Source organism: Methanoregula sp., assembly GCA_041645435.1.
In the GTDB taxonomy this organism is placed as follows: domain Archaea; phylum Halobacteriota; class Methanomicrobia; order Methanomicrobiales; family Methanospirillaceae; genus Methanoregula.
In genome coordinates, this window is sequence record JBAZQB010000005.1 from 81,256 (window position 1) to 92,788 (window position 11,533).

The following is an 11,533-nucleotide window of genomic DNA, read 5'->3' on the forward strand; positions in this document are numbered from 1 at the left end:
GGAAATGGCACGAATTGATTATTCACTGAAAATCGCGGGTGACAACATAGCCAGAGGAAAGGCTAACGAACTGAATATGTCGCCCAAGCATTCGATCGAAATTGCCACGTTCATCAGGCATCAGCACGTGAACGATGCAATTGCATACTTAAACCAGGTAGTCACCCTGAAAAAGGCGATTCCGTTCCGGAGATTTAACCGGAACGTTGCGCACAAGCGTGGTCTTCCCGGTAACTGGGATGCAGGCAGGTACCCGGTCAAGGCATCAAAGGCCTACATCCGCCTTCTTGAATCGGTAAAGAAGAACGCCGAATACATTGGTCTCGACCCGGAAAACCTGGAGATCATCCACGCCACGGCACAGCGCGGCCGTGCGCAGAAAGCATTCTTCCCGAGAGCAATGGGGCGAGCGACCCCCAAGGTTCGCGAATCGGTCAGCCTTGAAGTGATCGTCCGAGAGGTGGCGTAAATGGCAGTCGAGAGAAAATTTATCTCAGAGGGTGTACGGAAAGCCCGCGTTGAGAAGTACCTTTCAAAGGAACTCAAACGCGCGGGATACGGTGGCATGGACATTGCAAGGACCCCTCTGGGCACGCAGGTCACCATCTTTGCCGAGAAGCCCGGTATCGTGATTGGCAAGGGCGGGAAACTCGTCCACCAGCTCACGCTTGACCTCGCCCAGAACTACGGTGTTGAATCACCGCAGATCGAGGTACAGCAGGTCACCAACCCCAGCTTCAACGCACAGATCATGGCAGAACGGCTCGCCAATGCTCTGGAGAGGGGCTGGTACTTCCGTAAGGCAGGCACCAGCATCCTGCGCCGTGTAATGGAATCCGGTGCACTGGGTTGTGAAGTCGTGATTGCCGGTAAGCTTACCGGTGCACGTGCGCGCACCCAGAAGTTCACCGAGGGCTACATCAAGCACTGCGGTGAACCGAGCAACACAATCGTTGAGAAAGGCTACGCAGTCGCCATCAAGAAACTCGGTGTAATCGGTGTTCAGGTCAAGCTGGTCCCCGGTGGCGCAAAGATGCCCGATCATTTCACCATCATCGAGCAGAAAAAGAAGGCGCCGGCACCGGCAGCTACCGTTACTAGCATTGGTGATGTTGAGTCTGATGAGCCTGCACTTCCCGATGAGAAATTAGGGGAGGACCAGTAATGGCGATCTTCAGGGCAAATGATGTCAAGCAGCTCTCGGATGTGGAAATTCTTGAGCAGATGGGAAAACTCCGGATGGAGCTTGTCCAGCACTACGGAAAAGTCAGTGCCGGTGGCGCAACCGAGAACTCGGGACACATCAGAGAACTCCGGCGCACAATCGCCCGGATGTTGACCGAGCAGAACCGCAGGAGAACTGCATGATCTCTCCCCAGAACGTCCTCCGGCACGAATTGATTGGCCTTGACGTTCTGGTATCGGGAGCCTCAAACCCCCTTCACAAGGGAATTTGCGGACGCATCATCGATGAAACAAAAAATCTGGTGGTAATCATGACATCAAAGGGTGTAAAACGCATTCCTAAGATGCACAGCAGATTTCAGCTGCACATCGGCAGCAGAATTGTCGAGATTGATGGATCCGTGACGGCTCTGGCTCCTGAAAAGAGGATCAACCTGCACGAAAGGAAGAGGATACCATAATGGCACTAAACATTGGATTGAACGTCCAGGCCCCCCAGAAGGAGTGCAAGGACGTTAATTGTCCGTTTCACGGCACTTTACCGGTGCGCGGCCAGGTGATCACCGGCAAAGTCGTGAGCGATCGAATGATGGGAACGGTTGTAGTTGAGCGGAATTTCATGCACTACATCCGGAAATACAAGCGGTACGAAAAACGCAGTTCAAAACTCCATGCGCACAACTCCCCCTGTATCCAGGCAAAGGTTGGCGATATGGTGAAGATAGCTGAGTGCAGACCGTTGTCAAAGAGCACCACCTTTGTCGTAGTAGAGGTGCAGCAGCCATGAAGGCAAAGCAGTCAAAGATTCCAAGAGCACTCGCCACAGGGACGAGGCTTGCATGCGCCGATAATACCGGTGCCAGAACAGTGCAGATCATTTCAGTCTTTGGCTTTCATGGTGTAAGGCGCCGTCAGCCCAAACTGGGTCTCGGCGATCTCGCCACGGTGAGTGTCCAGAAAGGTACACCCGACATGCGCCGCAAGCTGGTGCGTGCGGTTGTTATCCGGCAGAAGAAGGAGATACGCAGGCCAAATGGCATGCGGGTGTCCTTCGATGACAACGCAATCGTTGTTGTGGATGAGAAGAACGAGCCAAAAGGAACAGAGATCAAAGGACCGGTTGCCCGTGAAGTTGCAGAACGGTTCCCGAAACTCGGATCCATGGCCACGATCATCGTATGAGGTGTGAAGTATGGTAAGAATCGAAAGCGAACAGCCAAGAAAGCAGAGAAAGGCACGCTATCAGGCACCTTCACACGTTAAGTCAAAATACTTAAACGCCCCGCTCTCGGCTGCACTGAAAGACAAATACAAGATAAAGACGCTGCGTGTCGTTAAAGGCGACACGGTAAAAGTCACCCGAGGGGATTTTGTCGGTGATGAAGGAGTTGTTGATGCGGTTGATACCAGGAAGTCAAAGATCGTCGTCCATGGTGTTACGTCAACCAAGGCCGATGGGACTGAAGTACCACGGCCCGTTGATGCGTCAAATGTCCAGATCACCAAACTGAATCTTGCGGACAAGCGCCGTGAGGCAAAATTAGCGGAGGCTGAATAATGGGAGACCATCTGAAGCGGTTGAACGCCCCGGACTCGTGGCACATCGCAAAGAAAACAACAAAGTTCATTACAAAGACTGCGCCCGGGCCGCACAACGCAAATGCCATGCCGATTACCGTCTGGCTTCGTGACCACATGGGCTTAGCGCGGAACATGAAAGAGGTCAAGCAGATTCTCCAGCAGCACGACGTTATCATCAACGGAAGACCCTGCCGTGACCCCCGCATGGGGATAGGCATCTTCGATATCATCGCACTTCCGAAGATCAGCAAATACTACCGTATCCTGCGCGACAAGAACGGTCGTCATGTTTCGATTGCTATTGATGCAGAGGCCGCAAAAACCCGCCTGTGCAAAGTGAAGAATAAATCAACGGTTACCGGTGGCAAGGTCCAGCTGAATATGAGAGACGGTTCAAACCTTCTCGCTGACAACACCTACAAGTCAGGTGACTCGATTGTACTCTCCCTTGAACCTGAAACACGGTTTAAGATCATTGATCATTTCCCGTTTGCAGTTGGCAACATGGCGATGATCATTGGCGGTAAACATTCCGGTAAGGTAGCACGGATCACCGAGATCATCAAGATGCCCGGCAGTGTGCCCAACAAGATCATCCTTGAGGATGAAACCACTGGCACAAAATTCGACACCATCTCGCCCTACATCTACATTGTTGGTAAAAAGACACCCGCAGTTGCCCAATGGGGGATTGAACAGTGACCTCGATGCGCGATATCTACATCGACAAGGTGGTAGTTCACATGGGAGTAGGCGAGAGCGGCGAAAAGCTCGTCAAAGCTGAAAACATCATGAAGACGATCACCGGTCAGACGTCGATTCGAACCATTGCAAAGATGACCCAGCCGGCGTTCTCTATACGGAAAGGTGCACCAATTGGCTGCAAAGTAACCCTCCGCGGAAAACCCGCCCGGGAATTCTTCAAGACCGCTGTCGGTATCCTGAACAAAACCGTTTTCGAGAGCCAGTTCGACAAGAGCGGGAACATCTCGTTCGGTGTTGAAGAACACACGGATTTCCCCGGCATGTCTTATGATCCGCAGATCGGTATCTTCGGTATGGACGTCAACGTCGTTCTCGAACGCAAGGGCATCCGTATCACCCGCAGGCGCGTGGCACGGAAGAAACTCCCCGCAAAACAGCGTGTGAATAAACAGGATGCAATTGCATTCCTCAAACAGGATTACCAGGTCGAGGTGCGCTAATGGCTGGTGAAAGGAAGAAGATCTACGGTCGCGGTGCGAACGAATGCAAGATGTGCGGGCGCAAACAAGGTCTCGTACGCAGATACCATATCATGTTCTGCAGGCAGTGCTTCCGCGAATGGGCCTCGAAGATTGGCTTTAAGAAGATGAGCTGAAGGTGAATGCACAATGACACGATCAAATACATTAGCAGACGGAATGTGTGCCCTGAAAAATGCCGGTGATACCGGCAAGTCCGTGTGCATCATCGAACCCGCGAGTAAACTCCTTGGCGCGATGCTCCGCATTATGCAGGACGCCGGATATATTGGCAGTTTCGAGTTTATCGATGACGGCAGAGGCGGGCAGCTTAAGGTCCACCTCACGGGCAAAATTAACCGCTGCGGGGCAATCACGCCGCGGTTTTCAGTACAGCTGGATGAAATGGAATACTGGGAGAAGCAGTACCTGCCCGGAAAGAACTTCGGGCTCATTATGCTTTCCACCTCGCGCGGCGTGATGTCGCACGAACAGGCGAGGAAAGAGAGCATCGGTGGCGAACTGCTCGGGTATGTTTACTAGAAGGTGCTAAAAGATGTCGGCAATCAGAAAAGTAAAGATCCCCGAGGGCGTTAAAGCCCAGCTTGACGGCTCGCTGCTTCGTGTGACCGGTAAAAAAGGCCAGCTCGTAAGGAACATGCGGTTCCCCCAGGTTGTTGTAACCTGTGAGGGAAACGAGCTCACCATTTCGACGGAATCCAAACGCAAAGAGATCAACGCTATGGTCGGAACGCTCGAAGCACACACCAAAAATATGTGCCGCGGCGTCAGTGAAGGTTTTGAGTACCACATGAAGGTAGTCTACAGCCACTTCCCGATCCAGTTAAAGCTTCAGGGAAACCGGCTTGAGATCGCCAATTTCCTTGGAGAGAAGAAGGCACGGTCCGCACGAATTGAAGCGGGTGTTGTGGCCAAGATAGCAAACGACGAAGTTGTGCTTACTGGTATTGACCGTGAACTGGTCGGTAACTCAGCAGCGAACATCGAGCATGCTACCCACATTCGCGACCGTGATCCCCGTGTCTTCCAGGATGGCATCTATATTGTGCAGAGGGGTTGAGGAGCCTATGACTACAGAAGTAAAGCGACTGATCCGTGTGCGTGTAGCAAAGGGTGCCGCCTTCAAGCGCGATGGATACGGTAAGAAACGACAGCTCTCCGATTCATGGAGAAAACCTCGTGGACAGCACAACAAACAGAGGGAGCAGAAGAAGGCCAAGGGAGCTCTTCCCAAGCCCGGCTACGGAAGCCCGATTGCGGTGCGCGGTATGCACCCCAGCGGATTTTTCGAAGTGCTGGTATCCTCTGTCAAGGAACTTGAAGGCCTCGATCCAAAGACGCAGGCAGTCCGTATATCCGGCACTGTCGGCGACCGGAAGCGTGTTGATCTCCAGGCAAAGGCAATCGCGGCAGGTCTCAAGGTCCTCAATGTAAAGACCGTAAAGACTGCTGTAAAGAAGGAAGAGGCAACACCTGCAGCAAAGGGTGCAGCAACTCCGAAAAAGGAGACAAAGAAGGCTGCAAAGCCCAAGACCGAAGCACCGGCAAAGAAAGGTGCAAAGAAGGCAGCGGCTGCAGCACCTGAAGTGAAAAAAGCTCCCGCAAAGGAGACGAAGAAGGCTGCAGCGCCCAAGACTGAAAAGGCGGTAAAAGCACCGGAAACGGCAACCAAGAAGGCTGCAAAACCCAAGGCTGAAAAAACTACGGAGCCTGCAGCAAAACAGGATGCAGCTTCAAAGCCAAAGGGAAAAAAGAAAACCGATTCCGAGGTGAAGAAGAATGAGTGATGTCTTCAGCCAGAAACGCATCGTTGCCGCTGTATTAAAGTGCGGTGTCAACCGCGTCTGGTTTGATCCGGCCCGCATCTCGGATATCGAGAATGCAATCTCACGCGAAGATCTGCGCGGACTCGTCGCCGATGGTGCGATCAAGGCACGCCAGAAGAAAGGCGTGAGCCGTGGAAGGGCCCGGGCACGAATCGCAAAGCGGTCGTACGGGCACTGCAAAGGTCCTGGAAAAAGAAAGGGGGCTGCAGGAGCCCGCAACCCGAGCAAGACTGCATGGATCCAGAAGATCCGTGCAATCAGAAAGGTGCTCGTTGCACTCCGTGATGCCGGAACCATAGACCGGCACATGTACCGCCTTGTTTACAGAAAAGCAGCAGGCGGTCAGTTCAGGAGTGTCGCGCACATGAAGGCGCAGATGGAGATCCTCGCAGGGAGGATGAAGTAACATGGCAACAGGAGCACGGTATTTTGTCCCCTTCCGGAGGCGAAGGGAAGGCAGAACCGATTATTACAAGCGGACCGCACTCGTCGTAGCAGATGCGCCAAGGATGGTCGTGCGCAGGACAAACCGGCACGTTATCATCCAGCTCATCACTGCGGAGATGGACGGAGATCGCACACTCGTTGCAGCAAATTCTGCCGAGCTGGAACAGTACGGATACAAGGGATCGACTTCCAGCACGCCGGCAGCATACCTGACTGGCATGCTCTTTGCCGTTAAAGCGAAGAAGGCAAACCATGAACAGGCAATCCTGGACATCGGGCTCAGCCGGGCAACAAAAGGAGCCCGGGTCTTTGCAGCACTGAAAGGCGCTGTCGAAGCAGGTCTTGATATCCCTCATGGCGAAGAGATCCTCCCCTCCGATGAGCGGGTCAAGGGTGCGCATATCGCGGCTTACAACAAAAATGCCGGAGATATCGTAAAGATGGTTGAACTGGCTGCAGTTGCCATCAAAAAGGAGCTGGTGTAAATGGCATATGAAAAACAGGAGTGGCACCCGGTCACCGGCCTTGGCAAGCTCGTCGCCTCGGGAGAGATCAAGAGTATTGATCAGGTTCTCGAAAGTGGCAGGCCTATCAAGGAACCCGAAATTGTCGATATGTTCCTCCCCGATCTGGAGGATGAGGTTCTTGATATTGCCATGACGCAGCGTATGACCGACTCAGGCCGCCGTGTCCAGTTCCGTGCAGTTGTCATTGTCGGCAACCGCAACGGTTACATTGGATTTGGCCAGGGCAAGGATGTTCAGGTCGGCAATGCGATCAAGAAGGCGATTGTCAAGGCAAAAATGAACCTTGTAAAAGTGCGCCGTGGATGTGGCAGCTGGGAATGCGGTTGCAATGCAACCCACTCTCTCCCCATGCAGGTAGAGGGAACTGCAGGCAGTGTCAAGGTTACCTTAAAGCCCGCCCCACAGGGGATTGGACTGGTTACGGGGGATATCAGCAAGAAGGTGCTGGAACTCGCCGGTATCAAGGATACCTGGACATTTGCCCGTGGACAGACCCGCACTACTATCAACTTTGCAAAAGCGACATTCAACGCGCTCAAGGCAACCAACATGATCAGAACCGGGGGGTCCCAGTAAATGTACGCGGTCGTTCAGGTTCGCGGGACAGTCAAAACCCGTCGCGATATTAAGGACACCCTAAAGATGCTGCGTCTCCACCACATCAATCACTGCGTGCTCGTTCCGGACACTCCGGAGAATCTCGGCATGATACGCAAAGTGAAGGATTACGTTGCATACGGCGAAGTGGATGCACCAACCGTTGAAACCCTGCTGCAGACCCGCGGCAGAGTTCTCGGTGATGCGCCCCTGACTGAGGAGTACTTAAAATCCAACTCCACGTATGCCAGCATCAGTGAGTTTGCACAGGCACTTGCCAGCGGTGAAACGAAGCTTAGAGATGTTCCGGGACTCAAACCGGTTCTCCGCCTTCACCCGCCACGCAAGGGACACAAGACCACCAAGCGAACATTCCCGCAGGGCGGAGCGCTTGGCTATTATGGTCAGGAGATCAATACTCTCCTCTACAAGATGAGGTGAAGCAAAGATGCCAACAAATAAACGTTCAAAATACCGCGGATCGCGGACATGCGGCGGCGGCACCCATAAAAACCGTCGTGGTGCAGGTAACCGTGGAGGCCGGGGACGCGCCGGCATCAATGCCCACCACTTTGTGAAGTGGTATAAGGAAATGGGAGGCCCCGTCTTTGGTAAGGATGGTTTCTTCCACAACCCGGCGGTCCTTGTTACGACAATGGATGTCGGGATAATCGACCAGATCATACCGTCGCTTATTGCGCAGGGTATTGCAAAGCAGGAAGGAGATGCAGTTACGATCAATGTTGCTGACATGGGCATTGAAAAAGTGCTCGGCAGTGGCAGGGTAACCAGGAAGATCAACATCTCCGCCGAGGCATTCTCTGAATCAGCAAAGGCAAAGATTGAGAAGATGGGTGGAAAGGCGCAGGTCGTCTGAGCCTCCCAATATTTTTTGGTGAAACCATGGGAAACCTGCTGGATCGAATGGAACCCCTGCTCGCTGCGATGCCCGCAGTCAAGAGCCCTGAGGGACACGTTCATTTCAAGAATAAACTGATCTGGACGCTCGGAATACTGATTCTGTATTTTGCCCTGACGAATATCCCGCTTTTTGGAATCGCACCCGAGTCTCAGGATCTTTTTGCAGCATGGCGTGCGCTCCTTGCCGGGGCAAGCGGTTCGATTGTCCATCTGGGTATCGGACCCATCGTCACTGCATCCATCGTGCTCCAGCTGCTCAAAGGGGCAGATATCCTTCACATCGATACAAGCGAAACGCGCGGACAGGTCATGTACATGGGTCTCCAGAAGATCCTTATCATCGTCATGATCATTATCGAAGCAGCACCCAACCTTGTGGGTGGTTTCCTGCAACCCAACCCGGTTATTGCCCAGCAGTTCTTTGGCGGTAACCTGTTTGCGGTCTCCCTCCTGATATTCATCCAGATCTGTATCGGGGGCGTTCTGGTTTTCCTCATGGATGAAGTCGTGACAAAATGGGGTATCGGCTCTGGTGTCGGTCTCTTCATTATTGCCGGTATATCCCAGGCTATTGTCAACGGTTTTATCAACTGGGTACCAGTCAGCGACCAGTATCCTGTCGGGTTCTTCCCTCGTCTGGTTGCTATAGGTATTGATGGTGGAAACTATCTCACATTCTTTGGGAAGGATCTTCTCGCATTTGTTACTACCATCACCATCTTCCTCATCATTGTATACGTCGAATCTACGCGCATCGAGATACCACTCGCCCACGCGCAGGTACGCGGGGCACGTGCACGTTTCCCGGTGAAACTCATTTACGCCAGTGTTCTGCCGATGATCCTTGTCCGGGTACTGCAGGCAAACATCCAGATGCTGGGAATGTTCCTCTCCAATGTTGGTATCACCATCTTTGGCAAATTCAATGGATCTACCCCCCTGGATGGAATTATGTATTACCTTGCCCCGATCAATGGCCCCTCTGATTGGATGTGGTGGATAACCGATCTCGGTCATGCGCCATGGCAGGTTCTATTACGTCTTGGGGTAGATACAACTATTATGGTGGTCGGCGGTGCGATCTTCGCACTGTTCTGGATCAAAACCGCAGGGCTTGACTCAAAGGATGTCGCCCGGCAGATCCAGCGCTCAGGCATGTCCATTCCCGGCTACCGCAGGAATCCGCAGGTACTGGAAAAGTATCTTGACCGGTATATCCCCCGTGTCACGGTAATCGGTGGTGTCTTTATCGGGGTGCTCAGTGTTGTAGCTAACCTCTTTGGTGTCATCGGTGCCGTGAGCGGGACAGGTCTGCTCTTAACCGTAAGTATCACCTACCGGCTCTATGAAGAGATAGCAAGCCAGCAGATCATGGAGATGTACCCGTTCATGCGGACATTCTTTGGCAAAGAGTGAGTCAGGAAAGGGACACGAATGCAGGGAAAAAAAGTCATCATAACCGGTGTACCCGGCGTCGGCAAGACGACGGTTGTCAACGAGGCATTAAAGAAGCTCAAGAGTGAGGGTGTCGAATATCAGTCCATAAATTTTGGCTCCTTCATGTTTGAAGTGGCTAAAAAGGACAATATTGTCCAGGACAGGGACCAGATGCGTACGCTCGATCGCGCAGTCCAGAAACAGTTGCAGCAGCGTGCCGCGCAGGCCATTGCAACGGTAACCGGCAACGTGCTGATCGACACGCACGCATCGGTCAAGACGCCAAAAGGCTATCTTGCGGGGCTTCCCGAATGGGTGCTCCGCGAGATTATGCCTGACATTATTGTTCTCGTTGAAACGGATGATGACCAGATCCTCATGCGGCGATTGACGGATGAAACCCGCGCACGGGACAAAGAAGGGTCCCGGTCAATTGCAGAGCATCAGCAGTTCAACCGTTCAATCGCTGCAGCCTATGCGATGATAACGGGTTGCACAATACGAATCGTAATCAACGCGGACTTTTTAATCGACAGGTCCTCATCAGAACTGGCAGACGTTCTCAGGTGAACAGATGGATTTTTCAAAAATCTGGGATAAATACGGTATCTACATCGCACTCGCTTTCATGATGCTGATGATGCTTTCGTACAGCATCGAGTGGTTACGGGTGGGTGTCGGGCAGGGTATCGATGGTGCATTCTCTCCCGTAGTGGATGGGTTCGGGATTCCGTTCTACATCCTTATCGTCATACTCTCCGCATTTACCGGGTTGTACTCTTCGATCATCCAGAAGTATACCATCGATTACGAGAGGATGACTGATGCCCAGGAACGGATGAAAGAATTCCAGACTGAGTATCGCGAAGCGCAGCTCTCCCAGGATGAGAAGAAGATCAAGAAGATGGATGCGAAAAAAGACCGGGTCATGCGCGAGCAGCTTGAGATGTCCCAGCAGCAGTTCAAGCCAATGGCATACATCCTCGTGCTGACCGTACCGATCTTTTTCTGGCTGCTCTTCAGACTGGGTGAGGTTAAGAGCACCATGACGATGCCCTATATCGGCACTATCGGGCTGAATGATGCCGCGGTCTGGATCATCCCCGCCTGGATTCTCTGGTATATGATCTGTTCTATCACCCTGAGTCAGGTGATCCGGAAATCCTTAAACATCGGGGGGCTCTGATGCGGATCACCGTGAGCGGGTTGCCCGGCAGCGGGACCACCTCCCTCTCACGGTACCTTTCAGAACGCCACGGTTTTTCATTGATCTCAGCAGGTGAAGTATTCCGGCAGCTTGCAAAGGAACACCATATGGAGCTTGCCGAGTTCGGTCGTCTTGCCGAAGCGGATTCATCCTTTGATAAGATGATTGATGCCCGGCAGAAAGAGATTGCTGAGCGGCAGGACAATATTATTGTTGAAGGCAGGCTCTCTGGCTGGATGGTTGAGAATGCTGATCTCAAGATATGGGTGCACGCACCCATTGGTTGCCGGGTAAAACGGATCGTCTTCCGTGATCATGTGGCCGATGAGAAAACGGCCGGGGATCTCACCCTTGAGCGCGAACAGTGCGAAGCATTACGATACCGGTCGTACTATTCCATTGATATTAACGATCTCTCCATTTATCATCTGACCCTGAACTCCTCTCACTGGGGTGTTGAAGCGCTGGGTGCTATTGTTGATACGGCGATTGCCCAGATCAAGCGCGAATAATCAGATTGTTTTTTTAAGTTTTATCCTGAAACGCACTTTTCGATCCGTC

Annotated in this window: 22 protein-coding genes; all 22 read left to right on the forward strand. The window is 52.6% G+C overall.

Annotated features, from left to right (window positions below; translation table 11 throughout):
• The first annotated feature begins 4 nt into the window (after positions 1-4).
• The 22 genes from WC593_11285 to WC593_11390 are packed head-to-tail and all read left to right on the forward strand — an operon-like array spanning position 5 to position 11,484.
• Complete coding sequence (locus tag WC593_11285) at positions 5-469, forward strand: 50S ribosomal protein L22 (GenBank protein MFA4825721.1); 465 nt, start codon at positions 5-7, stop codon at positions 467-469.
• Complete coding sequence (locus tag WC593_11290; protein ID MFA4825722.1) at positions 470-1,165, forward strand: 30S ribosomal protein S3; 696 nt, start codon at positions 470-472, stop codon at positions 1,163-1,165. It begins immediately after the preceding gene.
• Positions 1,165-1,368: a 50S ribosomal protein L29 gene (rpmC, locus tag WC593_11295; protein ID MFA4825723.1), complete on the forward strand. Its 204-nt coding sequence runs from the start codon at positions 1,165-1,167 to the stop codon at positions 1,366-1,368. The genes WC593_11290 and rpmC overlap by 1 nt, the downstream gene beginning before the upstream one ends.
• Entirely contained in the window at positions 1,365-1,646 is a 282-nt protein-coding gene (locus WC593_11300) for a ribonuclease P protein subunit (protein MFA4825724.1), read from the forward strand. The genes rpmC and WC593_11300 overlap by 4 nt, the downstream gene beginning before the upstream one ends.
• Positions 1,646-1,972, forward strand: a complete 327-nt coding sequence (locus WC593_11305; GenBank protein MFA4825725.1) for a 30S ribosomal protein S17 — start codon at positions 1,646-1,648, stop codon at positions 1,970-1,972. The genes WC593_11300 and WC593_11305 overlap by 1 nt, the downstream gene beginning before the upstream one ends.
• Positions 1,969-2,367: a 50S ribosomal protein L14 gene (locus WC593_11310; GenBank protein MFA4825726.1), complete on the forward strand. Its 399-nt coding sequence runs from the start codon at positions 1,969-1,971 to the stop codon at positions 2,365-2,367. The genes WC593_11305 and WC593_11310 overlap by 4 nt, the downstream gene beginning before the upstream one ends.
• Positions 2,368-2,377: 10 nt before the next feature.
• Positions 2,378-2,743: a 50S ribosomal protein L24 gene (gene rplX, locus WC593_11315; protein ID MFA4825727.1), complete on the forward strand. Its 366-nt coding sequence runs from the start codon at positions 2,378-2,380 to the stop codon at positions 2,741-2,743.
• On the forward strand, positions 2,743-3,468 hold the full coding sequence (locus WC593_11320) for a 30S ribosomal protein S4e (protein MFA4825728.1): 726 nt from the start codon (positions 2,743-2,745) through the stop codon (positions 3,466-3,468). Before rplX ends, WC593_11320 begins: the two co-directional genes overlap by 1 nt.
• Before the next feature lie 5 nt (positions 3,469-3,473).
• The gene (locus tag WC593_11325; GenBank protein ID MFA4825729.1) at positions 3,474-3,971 is read left to right on the forward strand and encodes a 50S ribosomal protein L5; all 498 of its coding nucleotides are present in this window, start codon (positions 3,474-3,476) and stop codon (positions 3,969-3,971) included.
• Positions 3,971-4,126 carry a 30S ribosomal protein S14 gene (locus WC593_11330; protein MFA4825730.1) on the forward strand — a complete coding sequence of 52 codons (156 nt, stop codon included), beginning with the start codon at positions 3,971-3,973 and terminating at the stop codon, positions 4,124-4,126. Before WC593_11325 ends, WC593_11330 begins: the two co-directional genes overlap by 1 nt.
• A gap of 13 nt (positions 4,127-4,139) precedes the next feature.
• Entirely contained in the window at positions 4,140-4,532 is a 393-nt protein-coding gene (locus WC593_11335; GenBank protein MFA4825731.1) for a 30S ribosomal protein S8, read from the forward strand.
• Between the two features lie 13 nt (positions 4,533-4,545).
• On the forward strand, positions 4,546-5,070 hold the full coding sequence (locus tag WC593_11340; protein ID MFA4825732.1) for a 50S ribosomal protein L6: 525 nt from the start codon (positions 4,546-4,548) through the stop codon (positions 5,068-5,070).
• 7 nt (positions 5,071-5,077) lie between these two features.
• Complete coding sequence (locus WC593_11345; protein MFA4825733.1) at positions 5,078-5,797, forward strand: 50S ribosomal protein L32e; 720 nt, start codon at positions 5,078-5,080, stop codon at positions 5,795-5,797.
• On the forward strand, positions 5,790-6,242 hold the full coding sequence (locus tag WC593_11350) for a 50S ribosomal protein L19e (protein ID MFA4825734.1): 453 nt from the start codon (positions 5,790-5,792) through the stop codon (positions 6,240-6,242). The genes WC593_11345 and WC593_11350 overlap by 8 nt, the downstream gene beginning before the upstream one ends.
• Before the next feature lies 1 nt (position 6,243).
• A complete protein-coding gene (locus tag WC593_11355; protein MFA4825735.1) occupies positions 6,244-6,768 on the forward strand; it encodes a 50S ribosomal protein L18 in 525 nt (174 codons plus the stop codon).
• A complete protein-coding gene (locus tag WC593_11360) occupies positions 6,769-7,386 on the forward strand; it encodes a 30S ribosomal protein S5 (GenBank protein ID MFA4825736.1) in 618 nt (205 codons plus the stop codon).
• The gene (locus WC593_11365) at positions 7,387-7,848 is read left to right on the forward strand and encodes a 50S ribosomal protein L30 (protein MFA4825737.1); all 462 of its coding nucleotides are present in this window, start codon (positions 7,387-7,389) and stop codon (positions 7,846-7,848) included.
• Between the two features lie 7 nt (positions 7,849-7,855).
• Positions 7,856-8,284: an uL15 family ribosomal protein gene (locus tag WC593_11370; GenBank protein MFA4825738.1), complete on the forward strand. Its 429-nt coding sequence runs from the start codon at positions 7,856-7,858 to the stop codon at positions 8,282-8,284.
• A gap of 26 nt (positions 8,285-8,310) precedes the next feature.
• A complete protein-coding gene (gene secY / locus WC593_11375) occupies positions 8,311-9,744 on the forward strand; it encodes a preprotein translocase subunit SecY (protein MFA4825739.1) in 1,434 nt (477 codons plus the stop codon).
• A gap of 18 nt (positions 9,745-9,762) precedes the next feature.
• Complete coding sequence (locus WC593_11380) at positions 9,763-10,335, forward strand: adenylate kinase (GenBank protein ID MFA4825740.1); 573 nt, start codon at positions 9,763-9,765, stop codon at positions 10,333-10,335.
• Between the two features lie 4 nt (positions 10,336-10,339).
• Positions 10,340-10,951, forward strand: coding sequence for an EMC3/TMCO1 family protein (locus tag WC593_11385; GenBank protein ID MFA4825741.1), 612 nt, complete (start codon positions 10,340-10,342; stop codon positions 10,949-10,951).
• On the forward strand, positions 10,951-11,484 hold the full coding sequence (locus tag WC593_11390; protein MFA4825742.1) for an AAA family ATPase: 534 nt from the start codon (positions 10,951-10,953) through the stop codon (positions 11,482-11,484). The genes WC593_11385 and WC593_11390 overlap by 1 nt, the downstream gene beginning before the upstream one ends.
• Positions 11,485-11,533 lie beyond the last annotated feature (49 nt).

Excerpts from the sequence above, each read along its gene's own strand:
- WC593_11300 (MFA4825724.1), top strand. The coding sequence starts at position 1,365 with ATGATCTCTCCCCAGAACGTCCTCCGGCACGAATTGATTGGCCTTGAC.
- WC593_11340 (MFA4825732.1), top strand. The coding sequence starts at position 4,546 with ATGTCGGCAATCAGAAAAGTAAAGATCCCCGAGGGCGTTAAAGCCCAG.
- WC593_11380 (MFA4825740.1), top strand. The coding sequence starts at position 9,763 with ATGCAGGGAAAAAAAGTCATCATAACCGGTGTACCCGGCGTCGGCAAG.
- WC593_11385 (MFA4825741.1), top strand. The coding sequence starts at position 10,340 with ATGGATTTTTCAAAAATCTGGGATAAATACGGTATCTACATCGCACTC.
- WC593_11325 (MFA4825729.1), top strand. The coding sequence starts at position 3,474 with ATGCGCGATATCTACATCGACAAGGTGGTAGTTCACATGGGAGTAGGC.
- WC593_11365 (MFA4825737.1), top strand. The coding sequence starts at position 7,387 with ATGTACGCGGTCGTTCAGGTTCGCGGGACAGTCAAAACCCGTCGCGAT.
- WC593_11330 (MFA4825730.1), top strand. The coding sequence starts at position 3,971 with ATGGCTGGTGAAAGGAAGAAGATCTACGGTCGCGGTGCGAACGAATGC.
- WC593_11285 (MFA4825721.1), top strand. The coding sequence starts at position 5 with ATGGCACGAATTGATTATTCACTGAAAATCGCGGGTGACAACATAGCC.
- WC593_11345 (MFA4825733.1), top strand. The coding sequence starts at position 5,078 with ATGACTACAGAAGTAAAGCGACTGATCCGTGTGCGTGTAGCAAAGGGT.
- WC593_11370 (MFA4825738.1), top strand. The coding sequence starts at position 7,856 with ATGCCAACAAATAAACGTTCAAAATACCGCGGATCGCGGACATGCGGC.
- WC593_11305 (MFA4825725.1), top strand. The coding sequence starts at position 1,646 with ATGGCACTAAACATTGGATTGAACGTCCAGGCCCCCCAGAAGGAGTGC.
- WC593_11290 (MFA4825722.1), top strand. The coding sequence starts at position 470 with ATGGCAGTCGAGAGAAAATTTATCTCAGAGGGTGTACGGAAAGCCCGC.
- secY (MFA4825739.1), top strand. The coding sequence starts at position 8,311 with ATGGGAAACCTGCTGGATCGAATGGAACCCCTGCTCGCTGCGATGCCC.
- WC593_11335 (MFA4825731.1), top strand. The coding sequence starts at position 4,140 with ATGACACGATCAAATACATTAGCAGACGGAATGTGTGCCCTGAAAAAT.
- WC593_11355 (MFA4825735.1), top strand. The coding sequence starts at position 6,244 with ATGGCAACAGGAGCACGGTATTTTGTCCCCTTCCGGAGGCGAAGGGAA.
- rplX (MFA4825727.1), top strand. The coding sequence starts at position 2,378 with ATGGTAAGAATCGAAAGCGAACAGCCAAGAAAGCAGAGAAAGGCACGC.
- WC593_11390 (MFA4825742.1), top strand. The coding sequence starts at position 10,951 with ATGCGGATCACCGTGAGCGGGTTGCCCGGCAGCGGGACCACCTCCCTC.
- WC593_11350 (MFA4825734.1), top strand. The coding sequence starts at position 5,790 with ATGAGTGATGTCTTCAGCCAGAAACGCATCGTTGCCGCTGTATTAAAG.
- WC593_11310 (MFA4825726.1), top strand. The coding sequence starts at position 1,969 with ATGAAGGCAAAGCAGTCAAAGATTCCAAGAGCACTCGCCACAGGGACG.
- WC593_11320 (MFA4825728.1), top strand. The coding sequence starts at position 2,743 with ATGGGAGACCATCTGAAGCGGTTGAACGCCCCGGACTCGTGGCACATC.
- rpmC (MFA4825723.1), top strand. The coding sequence starts at position 1,165 with ATGGCGATCTTCAGGGCAAATGATGTCAAGCAGCTCTCGGATGTGGAA.
- WC593_11360 (MFA4825736.1), top strand. The coding sequence starts at position 6,769 with ATGGCATATGAAAAACAGGAGTGGCACCCGGTCACCGGCCTTGGCAAG.